We start from the raw sequence: 17,085 nt of genomic DNA on the forward strand, positions 1-17,085 counted from the left end.
CGCGACGCGCGAACTCGTCCCGCTCTACGGCGTGTACGGCCTGCTGTTCGAGGACAACGGCCTGTCGACAGCGCAGATCTCCTCCCTGTTCGCGGTGTGGTCGATCTCGGCATTCGTGACCGAGGTGCCGTCCGGCGCGTGGGCCGACACCGTGCCCCGCAGAACTCTGCTGTTCGGCAGTGCCGCCCTGCTCACCGCGTCGTTCTCCCTCTGGATGCTGGTGCCGAGCTACTGGGGTTTCGCGGCCGGTTTCGCGCTGTGGGGTCTGGCCGAGTCCATGAAATCCGGCACATTCGAGGCGTTGCTGTACGAGGAACTGGCGGCACTCGGCGCGCAGAGCAGGTACGCGACGGTCCAGGGCTATGTGAACTCCGCCGAGGTGACGTGCGTGTTCCTCGCGACTCTGTCGGCCGGTCCGCTGTACGCGCTCGGCGGATACACCCTGGTCGGGTGGGTGTCGATCGCGATCACCGTCGCCGACGGACTGCTGGTGTTCACGCTTCCCGCCGCCCCCCGGAAAGTCCGGGTCGACCGCACCGACGCGGCACCGGACGACGACGGCACCTTGGTCGCGCGATACGTGCGGGCACTGCGCGACGGCACCGGCGAGATCCGCACCGACCGGATCGTCCGGCGGGCGGTGCTGCTCACCGCGGTGCTGATGTCGTTTCTGGCGCTGGAGGAGTACTTCGCGCTGCTCGCCCGTGACGGCGGTGCGTCGACCGCACAGGCCCCGCTACTGGTGGCGATCACCGTCGTCGGGCAGGTCGTGGGTGCCGCGGTCGCCGGACGCACCGCCGGGATGAGCGGGCGGGTCATGGCCGTCGTGTTGTGCGCGGCCGCAGCCCTGATCGCGGTCGGGGCCCTTGCGGGAGGCGTCGCGGGGTTCGTGGCGATCGGCATCGGGTACGGCGCCCTGCACAACACCGGGATCGCCGCAGAGGTGCGGATGCAGGACGCGATGTCCGGATCGGCCCGCGCGACCGTCACATCGGTAGCTGGTCTGACCAGCGAGGTCGCGGCGCTCGCGCTGTTCGCGGGGTTCGCAGTGGGCTCGGCCTGGCTGTCGCTGTCGATCCTGGTCGCAGCGGTCGCGGTGCCGGTACTGTCGGCCGCGGTCGCGGCGCCGCGAATGTTGCCCTCCAGCCCCCGCAGCCCTCGCGTCGCCGGGTGATGGTGCCTTCACCGGGATGGACCGAATTTCGGTTCCATCACCCAGCGGACAGTGCTCACGCGGGGGCAGTGGTCACAACTTGGTGCTGCGCAGCTCGTGACCCCTGGAGGTCTTGCACCGGCCCGTCTCGAGATCCCACTGCCAGCCGTGGAGGTTGCAGGTCAGGGTGCTGCCGTCGACGACACCGAACTTCGAGAGGTCGGCCTTCAGGTGCGGGCAGCGGCGCTGGACCTCGTAGCCACCGATCTCGATCGAGGCGGAATCGTCGTGTGCCTCGGCGAACCAGCCGTCCGCGTACGCGATGCGCTCGTCGGTGAGGCACTTGAAGAACGTGTAGAGGAATTCGTTGTAGCCGCCGACCCGCCACGCCGTGAACCGGGTGGACAGGAAGATCGTGTTGACCCAGTCCGGCTCGTCGTCGCGCAGCACGGTGCGGACCAGCTCCGGCGCGATACGGAAGCCGTAGCGGTACTTGCCCTCTCCCTCGATCGGCTCGCGGACGACCCGCTTCGGGAAGTCGAGCACGACGGTTTCGTCGCCCATCACGAGACCGACCGGATAGCCGATGCCGTCGCAGATCAGATCGGACTGCGCCATGATCGGCTCGAACTTCGCCTTGAGCGCGCCGATCAGCGGCTCGCCCTCGGCCGGTGCCCAGGTCGCCTTCTCGGCCGCGATGATCGGCTCGAACCGCTGCGCCATCTCCTCGATGTACGCGGCCTTGTCGGTGAAGATCCGCTCGACCTGCTCGTCCGGGATCGGATGCGTGAGCGTCATCTGCTCGCTGCCCGTCAGATCCACCACCGAACCCGGGATCATCAGCAGGCCGCCGTCGCGGCCGTGGATCCGCAGTTGCTCGAGAAACACCTGCTGATCGGGGAAGATGTTGCCGACGTCGCCGTGGTCGTCGTTGAGGTCGCGCAGCTCGGGGTCGAGGAACACCGGCGGTCCGGCGGACGGGACGATCCACGTCGCACCGACCTGCTCGATGTAGGAGCGGCACCGATCCATGCCCCGCTGCCGCTTCTGCTTCCCGAAGTTGCGCTTCGTGCCGGCCGGGATGTCGTAGACCATCGGGTACCAGATGGCGCCCGAGTACTGCAGCAGGTGGACGTCGATGCGACCGAACGCGTCGAGCATCGGATCCATGTCGATGGGCCGCGCGTCGTTCATGTTGAACACGGTCGTCGTGCCGTCGGACACGACGAGACCGGAGTCGCCGATCGGGCCGTCCGCGGGCGCGCGCAGCGCGATGATCATGACGTCGAGCGAACCCGGCGGGAGCGGAGCCTGCGGAGCGACCTCGATGCCGGCGCTCGAGATCCGGTGTTTGACGGAATCGGTGGTCTCGAAGAACTTCGTGAAGCCGAGGGCCTCGAGTTCGCGCTTGAGATCGGGCACCGGGAAGTCCGGCAGCAGCACCGTCGCGTTCTTGCTGACGTGCTTGCTCAGGGTCCCGGGGTCGAAGTGGTCCTTGTGCAGGTGAGAAACGTACAGGTAGTCGACGTCGCCGAGGGCGTCCCAGTCGAGCTGGGTGTTGTCCGGGAACGGCACCCACGATGCGAAGTACGCGGGGTTGACCCACGGGTCGCACAGGATCGATCCCGCCTCGGTCTGGATGTGGAACCCGGCGTGTCCGACGCTGGTGATCTGCACTTCGTTGCCCTCCCTGAACTGGCGACCGACGTGACCCCCAGGGTAGGCGTCGCCGATCAGCTCACTTCGCCCAGGCAGTATCCGTTCGCTCCGGTTGTGACGAGCACCTCCAGATCGCGTGCGGCGCCGGCGTCCACCACCGGGACCGTCACGGCCGCGTACACGTCGTCCATCGCCCAGAAGGTCGCCGCTTCCGCATCGAACGAGGTGAGCTCGGTGAACACGTCCGGGTCGGTCGACAGCGGCGGCACATCGGGAACACCGGTCCCGTACGGATCCCAGATCGCCCGGCTGTCGCACGCCAGCGGGTACCGCGCCTCGGTGTCGGCGGGATTCACCGGCTTCCCGGCGGCGCGCGCAAGGAAGCGTTCGACGGCGTGGACGGCGTCCTCGCCGGTGTACGGGTTCGCCCCGGTGGGATGCACGTACGGGCACGCGTAGCCCGCCGCGATCTCGTGGCGCAGCACGGACACGTCGGTACCGCCCGCCGACCACGTCACCGCGAACTGCCCGTCCTGTCCCGGTTGCCGGACGGCCGCGGTGATCGCGTCGACGTCGGCGTACATGGCGGCCGCGCGCTCGGGTGCGATGGTCCAGCACCGGGACACCACGTCGTCGCCGTCGACCAGGTCGTTCGTCCACGACTGCAGCGCGGGCGCCGCAGCGGGATTACCCCGGACCTCGCCGACCACCACCGCCGGCTCGGCGTGCGGCGTGGTGGCGGCTACTGCGGTGGTCTCGGCCGTCGTGGGCGGTTCGGGCGTCTCGGTGGGGATGCCGGACTGCCCGTCACCGGCACATCCGGCGACCGCGACGGCGACGGCGACGGCGACGGCCGCTCCGGTGAGCGCGAGCAGGCGGGACTTTCCGGAGACGACGAGCAATGGATACCCCTGACGAAGATCGTGATCGGTGCTGTTTCCGTGGCTCCGGCTACGCTAGCCGTCGTGGAACCCTTCTACCGGACCATCATCGGCGTGGCACGCACACTCTTCGCTGCGCAGGGCTTGAAGTTCACGATCACCGGGGAGGAACACATCCCGGCCACCGGCGGCGCGGTCATCGCGATCAACCACACCGGGTACATGGACTTCACCTACGCGGGCATCCCGGCGCGCGCCACCAAGCGGTACATCCGTTTCATGGCGAAGAAGGAGGTCTTCGACAACAAGATCTCCGGACCGATGATGCGTGCGATGAAGCACATCCCCGTCGACCGCGGTGACGCCGGCGAGTCGTATCGGCACGCCGTCGAGTCCCTCCGCTCCGGTGAACTCGTCGGTGTGTTCCCCGAGGAGACGATCAGCCGCAGCTTCGAACTCAAGGATTTCCGTTCCGGCGCGGCACGCATGGCGCTCGAGGCGGGCGTGCCGATCGTGCCGATGGTCATCTGGGGTTCGCAGCGCGTGTGGACGAAGGGGCATCCGAAGCACCTGGGCCGCACCAACACTCCCATCGTCATCAAGATCGGCGCCCCCGTCGTCCCGCACGAATCGCCCGCGGAGACCACCGCGGAACTGCACAAGGTGATGGAGACGATGCTGCACGAGGTGCAGCAGGGCTACCGGCACGAAGCGGGCGCCTACTGGGTGCCGCGTCGGCTCGGCGGATCGGCGCCCGGTCGTGAGGAGGCCGACGCCGAGGACGCGCGCGTCGCCGCGGAACGTCGCGCCCGCAAGGAACGTGAACGCGCCGAACGAGAGGGTCGCGGGAACGAACCGGGCATCGAACCCGGCGCTCCGGGACAATAGGCTGGTGAGTTCCCACGTTCCGAGCCTCGTCGCGACCGATGTCGACGGCACCCTGATCGACGACGCGAACCGCGTGTCGGAACGGACCCGTGCCGTGGTGCACGCGGTCGTCGAATCGGGGACGCCGTTCGTGCTGGCCACCGGCCGGCCGCCGCGGTGGATTCCGCCGGTCGTCGAGGAACTCGGGTACGCCCCGCTGGCGGTGTGCGCGAACGGCGCAGTGATCTACGACAGTGCGGCCGACCGAGTCATCCACACGACGCTGCTGTCCGCCGACGAGCTGGCGTGGATCGCGGACGTCGCAAGCTGGGTGCTGCCGGGCGCCGGGCTGGCTGCCGAGCGGGTCGCGGAGAGCGCACACGACGCGGCGAGCCCGCAGTTCGTGAGTGCCCCCGGCTACGAACACGCCTGGCTGAATCCGGACAACACCGAACTAGCCGAGCACGAGGTGATCGCCGAGCCCGCGATCAAATTGCTCATCCGGATGGCGGGGACGACGAGCCGGGAGATGGCCGACGCGCTGGCGCCCGCGCTCGCGGGCCTGGTCGACCTGACCTATTCGACGGACAACGGCCTGATCGAGATCTCCGCGGCGGGCGTGACGAAGGCGTCGGGTCTGCGCGAGGCGGCCGGGCGGCTCGGGGTGGCCGCGGAGGGGATCATCGCGTTCGGTGACATGCCCAACGACATTCCGATGCTGTCGATGGCCCGGTACGGGGTGGCCGTCGAGAACGCCCATCCCGACGCGAAGGCCGCCGCAGACGAAGTGACCGCCACCAATGCCGAGGACGGGGTTGCCCGTGTCCTCGAGCGCTGGTGGCGGCCCTGAACTTCGCTCAGGGAGCGGGTGCAGGTTCCGGTGCCGCCTCGGGCGCCGGTGCCGTTTCCGGAGCGGGCGCCGGGGCGGGCGCGGCATCGGCGGACGCTGCCTCGACCGGGGGAGCGGTCCGCAGTGATTCCTCGTAGGCGTCGTTGTAGGCGCGCAGCACCTTGGTGATCGCGCCGGTGGCCTCGTTGAAGATCAGCGACCCGAACTCGAAGTCCGACCGCCAGCCGTCCGGCACGCGGTATTCGTCGCTCGTCGGCAGGCCGAGCTCGCCCTCGTCGAGCCCGAGCTGTTGCCACGCCTTGTAGATCGCGCCGAGCACCGTCCACACGCCGCCGTTCGGGGAGGTGTAGATCGCGCCGTTGACGAACTGTGCGTGCTGGAACCCTGCCTTCGACTGCAGGATGCCGGACAGTGCCGCGCCCAGGCGCCCGACCTCGCCGCCCTCGGAGATCCACTTCTGGGCGAGGGGGGAATTGTCGGTCAGCCGCAGAAACTCGGTGATCAGGCCCTGCGCGTTCTCCGCGGATCCGGTCGACGGGGCGCCGACGGAGTTCGGCGGGACCGGATTCGTGCCGTCACCCGTCGATCCGTCACTCGTCAGCAGTGCCGTGTCGGGCGCCGACGGGGCGGTTCCGGCCGCCGCGGCCGCGGCAATGTCGCGGATCTTGCTCATCTGGGCGTATCCGGAGTCGCCCGGGCAGCTGGTGCTGCCCACGTCGCGGTGCGCGAAGATGATCGGCAGATCGACGGCGGCACCCTGCGGGTAGGGCGTGAACGACGTGCCCTCCGAGTACATGGTGGTCCGGCCCTTCGGGTCCAGACCGGCCTTCGCGAGCCGCCAGCCGAGGAACTTGCCGACTGCGTCCAGTGTCGCCTGCGGCGGCGTCACGCTCGAGAAATCTCCCATCATGGCGATGCCCATGGTGTTCTCGTTGAATCCACCGGCGTGCGCTCCCTGGACGGGACGGTCGAGCCCGCCGGCCCGGCCTTCGAAGATCTGCCCGTACCGGTCGACGATCACGTTGTAGCCGACGTCGCACCAGCCGAGGGTCTGTGAGTGGTACGCGTAGATGGCACGGACGATCTCGGCGGACTCGGCCTTCGAATAGTCGTTGCTACCGGCCGTGTGGTGCACGGTGGCGCCGCCGAGCGCGTCGTCGTAGGTGGGGTCGTCGCAGCGCAGCGACTCGTCCGCACCCCACTGTGCTCGGCTGATCACCTTCGGTCCGCTCCCGCCGACGGGCGAGGCGACGTCCGACAGATGCGCATCGCCGGGGCCGCTGCCCGGGTTGATGAGCACTGCGGTGACGTCGTCGGTGGGCGCGGCGGCCGCTTCCTGCGCGCGCAGCGGGCGCGACGACGACGCCGGGACGTACCCGAGGTCGGGGGCGGGGTCCTGCGGAGCAGCGACGGGAACCTCGGCCGGTGCAGGAGCCTCGGCTGGAGTTGGGGCTTCGGCGCCGGCGAGTGTGGGTTCCGGTCCGGGCCGCGGCGTCAGCAGGACCTGCACTGCGCGCGTGAGACCGACGTAGATCGGCTCGGTGCCACCGCGGTCGTCGGTGGCGTTGTCCGTGCGGCTCGACTCGATCGGTTCGGTGGCCGTCCACGGACTCCAGCTGCCGTCCTCGTGCTGGGAGCGGATCAGTGCGTCGGTCGCCGCCACGTCGCGGGCGGCCAACGCGACCATGCTGAACGGGTTCTCGCGGCTGATCTCCTTGACGGTGGCACCGATGCGATCGACGAGGCCGGTCGCGTCCGGATTGGGTGCGGGCGTGATGGCCGGCAGACCCTCGACGAGTTCCTTGATGCTGAGGTCCGGAAGGTTCAGCCCCGTCAGATCCTGGAGGGGAATGACGACGTCGGGTGCGTTCGCGAGTACGACCTCGGCGATCTGCGGTGCGATGGCGACGATCGTATCCGTCGTCTCGTTCGCGGCGCGGACGTCGGACGTTGCGTTCGTCATGCCGGACACGGCGAACGGAGTGGCGACCGCCAGGGCAGCGACGGCACCCAGGACGATCGACGGCTTCGGGCGGCGATGCGGCACTGTTGCTTCTCCCCTTGTGTGTTCAGCCTTGTGTGTTCAGCGTTCCTGTGTCAGCTGCTCCGGGCAGGGTCTCAACGGACCGAATACTCCGTCACGAGCCCGATTCGCGTGGCGTATCGGCCTCATTTTTATGCAACTTGTGATTCTCGTGTGACTGGTGTGTCTGTTGTTGCCTTGTTCAGTCACTCTTGCCACACTAGTCGCAGTAAACCTTAAGCCTCAACCTGAGCTTGAGGATTTGTTTCGAATGTCCGATCGTGCGAACTGTCCGTTCGCGCGGCACCCCGGAGTGCGACAACGAGGGAGCGCAGCGCATGTCACGACAGCCGAACCGCCGCAGGGGACGAATCCGCAGGAGCCGCATCATCGTCGGACGGCCGCTCCGCGCCGGCTGGAAGCCCGCGGTCGCACGCGCAGCCACGCTCGGTCTCGCACCCGCCCTGTTGATCGGCGCCACGGTCGGCGGCATCGCACACGTGCGTTCCGGTACACCCGGGGTCGAGCAGGCCGTCGCCGCCGACACCCCGTTCACCTTCAGCGGTTACGGCCACGGCCACGGCCGGGGCATGGGCCAGTGGGGTGCGTACGGATACGCGCAGGACGGCTGGACCGCGGAACGGATCGTCGGGCACTTCTACGGTGGCACCTCGCTCGGCACCGTCGACGTCGCCCCGATCGCCGTGCGGCTCATGGGTCAGGACGACGTACCCCTCGCCGTGTACTCCGACGCCGGACTCGTCGTCGCAGGTCAGCAGGTCGGACCCGGCGATGCCGCGCATCTGACGCCCACCGCGGACGGTGGCGCCGACGTCGTCGTCACCGCCGGGTGTTCGGGCGAGGTGCGCTGGCAGGGCCGCGCCGACCTGCCCTGGGTCGACCCGGTCGACCTCGGCGAGGATCGGCCCGGGAACGAACATCTCAAGCTGTGCGCCGACGGCACCGCCTACCGCGGCGCCATCGGGGTCGTGCTCGACGGCAGCGCCGCCCGCACCGTCAACAGGCTGTCCGTCGAGGACTATCTGCGTGCTGTCGTGCCCGTCGAATCGCTTCCCGGCTGGGCCGACACCGGTGGTGCCGAGGCGCTCCGGGCCCAGGCCATCGCCGCCCGCTCCTACGCGCTCGCCGAGCAGCGCCACGAGAAATGGCAGACTTGCGACACGCAGAGCTGCCAGGTGTACGGAGGTTCGGCGAAGGAGGATCCGCGCACCGACGACGCCGTGCGCACCACCCGCGGCATGGTGCTGCTGAAGGACGGCAAGGTCGTGCGCACCGAGTTCTCGGCGTCGACCGGCGGATACAGCGCGGGCGGCGACTTCCCGTCCGTCGAAGATCTCGGCGACAAGGTGGCACCGAACCAGCAGTGGGCCAAGACGCTCACCGCCGGCGAGATCGGGAATGCGTTCGGGGTCGGCGAGCTGCAGAACTTCGAGGTGCTGACCCGCAACAACCTCGGTGCCGACGGGGGTCGCGTGACCCGCGTCCGGGTGGTCGGCGCCGACCGCACCATCGAGACCACGGGCGCTGAGGCCCGCGCGAAACTGGGGCTGCGGTCCGACTGGTTCACCGTGAACGAGGGTGCGGAATCGGCGGTTCCGCCGAGCACCCCCGCCCCCGAAACGGGCCCGGAGGTCGCCATCACGCCGTTCGGCACCGATCAGAGCCCGGCCATCCAGGAGAAGTACAACGAGCTCGGCGGCGTCACCGGCCAACTGGGCTCGCCCGTCGGACCCGAACTGATGCTGCCCGACGAGCGCGGCAAGTTCCGGGTGTTCACCAACGGGGTCATCCTGTGGACACCGGAGTTCGGCGCCCAGGTGTTCGACGCATCGATCCTGCGGCAGTGGCTGCCGGGGACCGGTAGCGCCGAATAGACACGATCTGAAGCGGCCGCCGTCGAGTTCGACTCGACGGCGGCCGCTTTCGTTGTTGACATTGACGCAACGTCAAGAGGCACGCTGGATGTCACGAGGAAAGGGAACACCGTGACACAGCCTGAACGGACACAGCGTGAGTGGTCCATCCAGGAACTGGCCCGCGCGGCCGGTGTCACCAGCCGCACCCTCCGGCACTACGGCGACGTGGGTGTGCTCCCGCCGAGCCGGACCGGAGCGAACGGCATGCGGTTCTACGACCGCGACGCGCTGGTGCTTCTGCAACGGATCCTGCTGCTGCGGGAACTCGGCCTCGGCCTGCCCGCGATCCGCGAGGTGGTCGCCGGTCAGGCCGACACCACCGACGCGTTGCGCACCCACCTCGAGCTGCTCGAACTCGAGCAGCGGCAACTGGGCCGCCGCATCGAGGCGGTGCGCACGACCATCCGCAAGACCGAAGCAGGTGAGGAACTGATGGCAGAGGAAATGTTCGACGGATTCGACCACACGCAGTATCGCGAGGAGGTGATCGAGCGGTGGGGTCGCGACGCCTACGAGAGCAGCGACCGCTGGTGGCGGGAGATGACCGACGAACAGCGCCGCGACTGGCAGGCGGTCGCTGGACGACTGGCGGCCGCCTGGACGGCCGCGGCGCAGGCAGGCGTCGACCCGGCCGGCGAACGCGGGCTGCAACTGGCCCGACGGCACGTCGAGTGGCTGGGATCGATCCCCGGCACGCCCGGCCACGGCGCCGGCGAACCCGACCGCGGCTACGTGCTGGGACTGGCCGACATGTACGTCGCCGACGAGCGGTTCGCGGCGAACTACGGCGGTCCCGCAGGAGCGGAATTCGTGCGCGCGGCACTGCGGGCACTGCTCGCCTGACGTGCGTGTTTCCGGTAGCTCCGACTACCGGAAACACGCACGGGCGCGGCGGTCGCCTACCCTGGTCTTCCGTGACTGCTGCATCAGCGCCCCAGCCCTCCACCGGTGACTACGACCTCGTCGTCGTCGGATCCGGATTTTTCGGACTGACTATCGCCGAGCGCGCCGCAACGCAGCTCGGCAAACGAGTTCTCGTCGTCGAACGCCGCCACCATCTCGGCGGCAACGCCTACTCCGAACCCGAACCGGCGACGGGCATCGAGGTCCACAAGTACGGCGCCCACCTGTTCCACACGTCGAACAAGCGGGTCTGGGACTACGTGAACCTGTTCACCGACTTCACCGGCTACCAGCACCGCGTCTTCGCGATGCACAAGGGCCAGGCCTACCAGTTCCCGATGGGACTGGGTCTGGTCTCGCAGTTCTTCGGCAGGTACTTCACGCCCGACGAGGCCCGCGCCCTGATCAAGGAGCAGTCGGCCGAGATCGAATCAGCGGACGCGAAGAACCTCGAGGAGAAGGCCATCTCCCTGATCGGCCGTCCCCTCTACGAGGCGTTCGTGCGGGACTACACCGCCAAGCAGTGGCAGACCGACCCGAAGGAACTGCCCGCAGGCAACATCACCCGCCTGCCGGTGCGCTACAACTTCGACAACCGCTACTTCAACGACACCTACGAGGGCCTGCCCGTCGACGGCTACACCGCGTGGCTCGAGAACATGGCGAAGGACGACCGGATCGAGGTCCGGCTGAACACCGACTGGTTCGAGGTGCGCGACGACATCCGCGCCGCCAGCCCGGACGCGCCCGTCGTCTACACCGGTCCGCTGGACCGCTACTTCGACTACGCCGAGGGCAAGCTCGGCTGGCGCACCCTCGATTTCGAAACCGAGGTGCTGCCCACCGGAGACTTCCAGGGCACGCCGGTCATGAACTACAACGACGCGGACGTCCCCTACACCCGCATCCACGAGTTCCGGCACTTCCACCCGGAGCGCGACACCTATCCGGCGGACAAGACCGTGATCATGCGCGAGTACTCGCGGTTCGCCGGCGACGACGACGAACCGTACTACCCGATCAACACGGCGGAGGACCGGGCGAAGCTCACCGCCTATCGCGAGCGCGCCAAGCAGGAAGCCGCGCAGAACCACGTGCTGTTCGGTGGCCGCCTGGGCACCTACCAGTACCTGGACATGCACATGGCGATCGCCAGCGCGCTGAGCATGTTCGACAACACGCTCGTCCCGTTCTTCGAATCCGGTGTTCCGGTGGCGGGAGACGCGTCGTGAGCGTGGGGGAACTCGAGGACAACGTGCAGGGGAACACCGTGAGTTCAGACACCGCGGCGCCACTCGGTAAGTCGCTGCTGCAGCGCATCATCCTGCCGCGGCCCGGAGAGCCGCTCGACGTGCGCACCCTCTACCTGGAGGAATCGCCGACCAACGCGCGCCGCGCGCACGCCCAGAGTCGCACGACGCTGAGCATCGGCGCGGAGTCCGAGGTGTCGCTGTGCACTTACTTCAACGCGTTCCCCGCGAGCTACTGGCGGCGCTGGAGCACGCTGGATTCCGTCGTGCTCCGCCTCGAGCTGTCCGGGCACGGCCGCGTCGACGTCTACCGCAGCAAGGCCGACTCGAGCCGCATCCACGTGCAGGGCCGCGAGTTCACCGGTGCCGACGACACGACGACGGTCGTCGAACTCGAAACCGACCTCGGTCCGTTCGAGGACGGCGGCTGGATCTGGTTCGACGTCACCACCGACACCGAGGTCACGCTCGTCGCTGCTGGTTGGTATGCGCCGGTCGAGGCGCCCGGCGCGGCGTCGGTGGCCGTCGGCATCCCGACGTTCAACCGTCCCGCCGACTGTGTGAAGGCGCTGCGCGCGCTCGCGTCGGATCCGCTGGTCATGGACGTCGTCGACGCTGTGATCATTCCCGACCAGGGCACCCGCAAGGTGCGCGACCAGGACGACTTCGCCGAGGCAGCCGCGCCGTTCGGTGACCGCCTGGTCATCCACGACCAGGCCAACCTCGGCGGGTCCGGCGGCTACAGCCGCATCATGTACGAGGCGCTGAAAACGACCCGGGCCCCGTACATCCTGTTCATGGACGACGACATCGAGATCGAACCGGACTCGGTGCTGCGGGCGCTGGCGCTGTCGCGGTTCGCGAAGACCCCGATGCTCGTCGGCGGCCAGATGCTCAACCTGCAGGAGCGCAGCCACCTGCACACGATGGGCGAGGTCGTGAACCGGTCGATCTTCATGTGGTCGGCCGCCCCGAACGTCGAATACGACCACGACTTCTCCACCAAGCCGCTGCGCGACCGCGAGAACTCGAAGCTGCTGCACCGCCGCATCGACGTCGACTTCAACGGCTGGTGGATGTGCATGATCCCGCGGGTCGTCGCGGAGGAGATCGGCCAGCCGCTGCCGCTGTTCATCAAGTGGGACGACGCCGAGTACGGGCTGCGGGCCCGCGCCGCCGGCTACCCGACGGTGACGATGCCCGGTGCCGCGATCTGGCACATGGCGTGGTCCGACAAGGACGATGCGATCGACTGGCAGGCGTACTTCCACCTGCGGAACCGGCTCGTCGTCGCGGCGCTGCACATGCCCGGTGACGGTCGCGGCCTCGTGCTCGACACGGTCAAGGCGACGGTCAAGCACCTCGTGTGCCTCGAATACTCGACCGTCGCGATCCAGAACAAGGCCATCGAGGACTTCCTCGCCGGACCGGACCGGCTGTTCGAGTTGCTGCCGACCGCCCTCGGCCAGGTCCACGCGCTGCGGAAGAACTTCTCGGACGCGGTGGTGCTGCCGTCGTCGACGGAACTGCCGCTGCCCTCGGGTGCCGGTGTGGGTGCGGTCGGTCTGCCGCGCGGGCCGATCGGGAAGCTCTCGCGGCTCGCGAAGGGCGTGGTGCACAACCTGCGCCCGGCCACCGATGCGCACCACGAGCAGCCGCAGCTGAACGTGCCGACGATCGATGCCCGCTGGTTCCTGCTGTCGCAGGTCGACGGTGTGACCGTCACCACCGCGGACGGGCGCGGCGTCGTCTACCGTAAGCGCGACCGCGCGCAGGCCGGGGCACTGCTGTCCGAGGCGCTGCGACTGCGGCGTGAACTGGCACGACGGTTCCCGGAGCTGAAGAAGCAGTACCAGGATGCGGTTCCTGCCCTGACGAGCAAGGAGGAGTGGGAACGTGTCTTCGCTGTCGAGCAGTGATCGATCCGCTGCCGGGAAGACCACCGACGCCTGGAAGAGCACCGAGGCGGAGATCCAGATCCTGCAGGCCGTACAGGCGACGGTCGGGGCCCGGCCGCAGGCGATCGCGATCGCCCGCAGCATGTCGCACTTCGGTGAGCACGCCCTCGGCTGGGCCGCGATCGGTGGTGTCGGCGCACTCGTCGACCGTCGTCGTCGCCGGCAGTGGGCGGGCGTCGCGGTCGGAGCGGTCGGGGCACACGCGGCGTCGATCGTCGTCAAGCGCATCGTGCGCCGGCCGCGGCCCGACGATCCGACGGTCGCGGTGAACGTGTCGACGCCGAGCCGGTTGAGCTTCCCGTCGTCGCACGCCACCTCGACCACCGCAGCCGCGGTCCTGCTCGGTCGGCTGACCGGGCTACCCTTGCCCGCGGTACTCGTCCCGCCCATGCTGCTGTCGCGCCTGGTCCTCGGTGTGCACTATCCGACGGACGTCCTGGCCGGCGCCGCGCTGGGGGCAGTCTCGGCCGCCGCGGTCGTGCGGGCAGAAAAGAAGTTTGGAGAACGATGAGCGAGGAACCGGCAACCGTTACCCGGCCGCCCCAGAACCTGCCTGCGGGCATCGTCAAGGCGGTCCGACCACGCCAGTGGATCAAGAACGTACTGGTACTCGCGGCGCCGCTCGCCGCGGGTTCGGCCACCGAATTGGATGTGCTCGGACCCGTCGCGCTGGCGTTCGTCGTGTTCTGCATGGCGGCCTCGGGCATCTACCTGGTCAACGACGCGATGGACGTCGAAGCCGACCGTGCGCATCCGACGAAGCGGTTCCGGCCGATCGCCGCGGGTGTCGTTCCGGTCAACCTGGCGTTCGGCCTGGCCACGGTGCTGCTGGTCGGGTCGATCGCGCTCTCGTTCCTGGCGAACTGGCAGCTCGCGGTCGTGATGTCCGTGTACATCGGCATCCAGCTCGCCTACTGCTTCGGGCTCAAGCATCAGGCCGTGCTCGACATCTGCATCGTTTCGTCCGGCTTCCTGATTCGCGCGATCGCCGGTGGCGTCGCGGCGGGCATCCCGCTGTCCCAGTGGTTCCTGCTGATCATGGCGTTCGGTTCGCTGTTCATGGCGGCCGGCAAGCGGTACGCGGAGCTGCGGCTGGCGCACAAGACCGGCGCGAAGATCCGCAAGTCGCTCGAGTACTACACCGAGACCTACCTGCGGTTCGTGTGGACGCTCTCGGCGACCGCGGTCGTCATCTGCTACGGCCTGTGGGCGTTCGAACGCGACATGCTGGCCGATTCCAACTGGTTCGCCATCTCGATGATTCCGTTCGTCGTCGCGATCCTGCGGTACGCGGTCGACGTCGACGGCGGCGAGGCGGGGGAGCCGGAGGAGATTGCTCTCGGCGACCGGGTTCTGCAGTTGCTCGCGATCGTGTGGATCGTGGTGGTCGGTGGTGCTGTCTACCTCTTCTGACGTCGCTGCGGACGTCGACTCGTCGGCGCGGAAGGGCGGACCGGCCCACCGCGCCTCCGGAGCTTCCGGGCTGTCCCGAGGTGTGTTCGTCACGGGTGTCGTCGTCACCGGCGTGCTCATGTTCTGGGGTGCGTGGGAGCGTCGCTGGATCGCCGACGACGGCTTGATCGTGCTGCGCACGGTCCGGAACCTGCTGGCCGGCAACGGCCCGGTGTTCAACATCGGGGAACGCGTGGAGGCCAACACGTCGACGTTGTGGACGTACCTGGTCTACGGATTCGGCTGGTTCACGGGGACGCGGCTCGAGTACGTGGTGCTCGGGTTGGCGCTGGTGTTGTCGACCGCGGCGGTGGTCGTCGCGATGCTCGGCACGGCCCGTCTCTACCGCTGGCGGCTTCGCGGCGCCGGCGGCACGCTGCTGCTGCTGCCGGCGGGCATGCTCGTCTACATCGCGGTTCCGCCCGCGCGCGACTTTGCGACGTCCGGGCTCGAGAGCTGCCTGGTGATCTTCTGGATCGCGCTGCTGTGGCTGCTCATGGTGCGCTGGTCCACGACCGAGACGCCGGGGTCCGCCGGGGTGCTCGGGACGGCGTTCGTCGCCGGCCTCGGGCCGCTGGTTCGCCCCGAACTGGCGGTCCTGGCGGGCATCGCGTTGGCGATGCTGTTCCTCGCCGCCGATCAGACCTGGCGCCTGCGCGTCGCGATGGTCGCGGTCGCGGGTGCGGTGCCGGTCGGCTACCAGATCTGGCGAATGGGCTACTACGGCCTGCCCTACCCGAACACCGCGGTCTCGAAGGACGCGGGCGGTGCCAAGTGGGCGCAGGGTTTCGAATACCTGGGCAATCTGGTGAACCCGTATCTGCTGTGGCTCCCGCTGCTCCTGCTGCTGCTCGTGGCGGTCGTGATGCTCACGACGAGCCGCCGGGGTGGCGCGAGCGTCGGCGACCGCGTGCGCGGTCTCGCATCCACCGATGCGCGGACCCTGCTCGCCCGCGGGCAGCGGGCACTGCGCACACCCGCCGCGGTGGTGGTGTTCATGCTGGGTAGCGGCGTGCTCCTCGCGTTGTACTCGCTGCGTGTCGGTGGCGACTTCATGCACGGGCGGGTCCTGTTGCCGCCGTTGTTCTGTCTCCTCGTTCCGGTCGCGGTGGTGCCCCTGCGCCTGCCGGAGCACGGTGAGCCGCCGCGTGCGCGGACGATCGCCGGTGCGGTCGGGGTGCTGTGGCTCGGTACGGTCGTGTGGTCGGCGTTCGCGGCTGGAACCACGGGCATGACCGAGGGTGCGGTGGTCGGTCGGTCGGGCATCGTCGACGAGCGCGCGTTCTATGCCATGAACACCGGTCATGCGCATCCGATCCGAGCCGAGGACTACCTCGACTATCCGCGGATGCGGGCGATGGTGGAGGCGATCGAGAACACGCCGAACGGTGGGTTGCTGCTGCCGACGCCGTCGTTCGACGCGTGGGATGTGGTTCCGCCACCGGAGCCGATCCCGCCGGGCGGGGCCGGGCACACGGTGTTCTTCCTCAATCTGGGGATGACCAGCATGAACACGCCTCTGGACGTGCGCGTGATCGACCAGATGGGTCTGGCCTACCCGTTGGCCGCGCACACCGAACGGCTCGAGGACGGCCGGATCGGGCACGACAAGGTGCTGTACCCGGACTGGGTGGTCGCGGATTCGGGGATGGTGAACGTGCACCCGTGGCTGCCCGGCTACCTCGACGAGGATTGGGTGGCGCAGGCCGAGGTGGCGCTCACGTGTCCGCAGACCCGGGAAGTGCTCGAATCGTCGAGCGCGGAACTGACGTGGCCGCTGTTCAAGCGGAATCTGACCCATGCGCTCGAGTACGCGAAGTACCGCTTCGACCGCGTGCCGAAGTACGAGATCGAGCGGTGCGGTCTGGTAATACCGCCGCCGCGGGGGTGAAACCGCGGGTAGTTCCGGATCGTCCGGTTGGGAATCCACGTCCGATCTCGATAGGATCACGCCGTGTAACGAGTCGATAACGCTCTAGGGCTCGTGGCGGGAGCCCGCATCTGCATTTGTCCCGTGACCAGCGGGACGGGGGTTTGTCAGACCTCCCGTAGTCATTTACAGTCTTGACCGCAGTGTGACTTGTGGCGCCGCTCCGCGGACCGCCACCGCCGGAATCCGACGGGGAACGCGTAGGCGGACGCCGCAGATCGA

The 17,085-nt window shown here is 68.6% G+C and carries 13 protein-coding genes; 10 read left to right on the forward strand and 3 right to left on the reverse strand.

What is annotated here, in order from left to right; all coding sequences use genetic code 11:
* Positions 1 to 31: 31 nt before the first annotated feature.
* Positions 32 to 1,174 carry an MFS transporter gene (locus RZ1_RS03375; RefSeq protein ID WP_238071866.1) on the forward strand — a complete coding sequence of 381 codons (1,143 nt, stop codon included), beginning with the start codon at positions 32 to 34 and terminating at the stop codon, positions 1,172 to 1,174.
* Between the two features lie 72 nt (positions 1,175 to 1,246).
* Here the strand turns inward: RZ1_RS03375 and RZ1_RS03380 are convergent, their stop codons facing one another.
* Both RZ1_RS03380 and RZ1_RS03385 read right to left on the reverse strand, forming a co-directional pair.
* Entirely contained in the window at positions 1,247 to 2,830 is a 1,584-nt protein-coding gene (locus RZ1_RS03380) for a Rieske 2Fe-2S domain-containing protein (RefSeq protein WP_072809240.1), read from the reverse strand.
* Positions 2,831 to 2,886: 56 nt separating this feature from the next.
* Entirely contained in the window at positions 2,887 to 3,714 is an 828-nt protein-coding gene (locus RZ1_RS03385; protein WP_072809242.1) for a hypothetical protein, read from the reverse strand.
* A gap of 63 nt (positions 3,715 to 3,777) precedes the next feature.
* On the opposite strand from RZ1_RS03385, the gene RZ1_RS03390 reads away from it, so the two are divergent.
* Both RZ1_RS03390 and RZ1_RS03395 read left to right on the forward strand, forming a co-directional pair.
* Complete coding sequence (locus RZ1_RS03390; protein WP_072809244.1) at positions 3,778 to 4,581, forward strand: lysophospholipid acyltransferase family protein; 804 nt, start codon at positions 3,778 to 3,780, stop codon at positions 4,579 to 4,581.
* Between the two features lie 4 nt (positions 4,582 to 4,585).
* Complete coding sequence (locus RZ1_RS03395) at positions 4,586 to 5,410, forward strand: HAD family hydrolase (protein ID WP_072809245.1); 825 nt, start codon at positions 4,586 to 4,588, stop codon at positions 5,408 to 5,410.
* A 7-nt stretch (positions 5,411 to 5,417) separates the two neighbouring features.
* On the opposite strand, the gene RZ1_RS03400 is transcribed toward RZ1_RS03395, so the two are convergent.
* Positions 5,418 to 7,457 carry an N-acetylmuramoyl-L-alanine amidase gene (locus RZ1_RS03400; RefSeq protein WP_072809247.1) on the reverse strand — a complete coding sequence of 680 codons (2,040 nt, stop codon included), beginning with the start codon at positions 7,455 to 7,457 and terminating at the stop codon, positions 5,418 to 5,420.
* Between the two features lie 314 nt (positions 7,458 to 7,771).
* On the opposite strand from RZ1_RS03400, the gene RZ1_RS03405 reads away from it, so the two are divergent.
* The 7 genes from RZ1_RS03405 to RZ1_RS03435 all read left to right on the forward strand — a co-directional run bounded on the left by RZ1_RS03405 (position 7,772) and on the right by RZ1_RS03435 (position 16,824).
* Positions 7,772 to 9,328, forward strand: coding sequence for a SpoIID/LytB domain-containing protein (locus RZ1_RS03405; RefSeq protein WP_072809291.1), 1,557 nt, complete (start codon positions 7,772 to 7,774; stop codon positions 9,326 to 9,328).
* A 111-nt stretch (positions 9,329 to 9,439) separates the two neighbouring features.
* On the forward strand, positions 9,440 to 10,213 hold the full coding sequence (locus RZ1_RS03410; RefSeq protein WP_072809249.1) for a MerR family transcriptional regulator: 774 nt from the start codon (positions 9,440 to 9,442) through the stop codon (positions 10,211 to 10,213).
* A 71-nt stretch (positions 10,214 to 10,284) separates the two neighbouring features.
* The gene (glf, locus tag RZ1_RS03415) at positions 10,285 to 11,505 is read left to right on the forward strand and encodes a UDP-galactopyranose mutase (protein ID WP_072809250.1); all 1,221 of its coding nucleotides are present in this window, start codon (positions 10,285 to 10,287) and stop codon (positions 11,503 to 11,505) included.
* 23 nt (positions 11,506 to 11,528) lie between these two features.
* Positions 11,529 to 13,442, forward strand: coding sequence for a glycosyltransferase (locus tag RZ1_RS03420; RefSeq protein ID WP_072809295.1), 1,914 nt, complete (start codon positions 11,529 to 11,531; stop codon positions 13,440 to 13,442).
* A 52-nt stretch (positions 13,443 to 13,494) separates the two neighbouring features.
* Complete coding sequence (locus RZ1_RS03425; protein WP_072809293.1) at positions 13,495 to 13,992, forward strand: phosphatase PAP2 family protein; 498 nt, start codon at positions 13,495 to 13,497, stop codon at positions 13,990 to 13,992.
* Positions 13,989 to 14,894, forward strand: coding sequence for a decaprenyl-phosphate phosphoribosyltransferase (locus RZ1_RS03430; protein WP_072809252.1), 906 nt, complete (start codon positions 13,989 to 13,991; stop codon positions 14,892 to 14,894). The genes RZ1_RS03425 and RZ1_RS03430 overlap by 4 nt, the downstream gene beginning before the upstream one ends.
* Positions 14,872 to 16,824, forward strand: a complete 1,953-nt coding sequence (locus RZ1_RS03435; RefSeq protein WP_083583505.1) for an arabinofuranosyltransferase AftB family protein — start codon at positions 14,872 to 14,874, stop codon at positions 16,822 to 16,824. The genes RZ1_RS03430 and RZ1_RS03435 overlap by 23 nt, the downstream gene beginning before the upstream one ends.
* Positions 16,825 to 17,085: the final 261 nt, after the last annotated feature.

This window comes from Rhodococcus zopfii NBRC 100606 = JCM 9919 (assembly GCF_001895025.1).
GTDB lineage: Bacteria > Actinomycetota > Actinomycetes > Mycobacteriales > Mycobacteriaceae > Rhodococcus > Rhodococcus zopfii.

Bases quoted from the DNA above. Each gene is read 5' to 3' on its own strand.
- RZ1_RS03405 (WP_072809291.1), top strand. From the start codon at position 7,772: ATGTCACGACAGCCGAACCGCCGCAGGGGACGAATCCGCAGGAGCCGC.
- RZ1_RS03430 (WP_072809252.1), top strand. From the start codon at position 13,989: ATGAGCGAGGAACCGGCAACCGTTACCCGGCCGCCCCAGAACCTGCCT.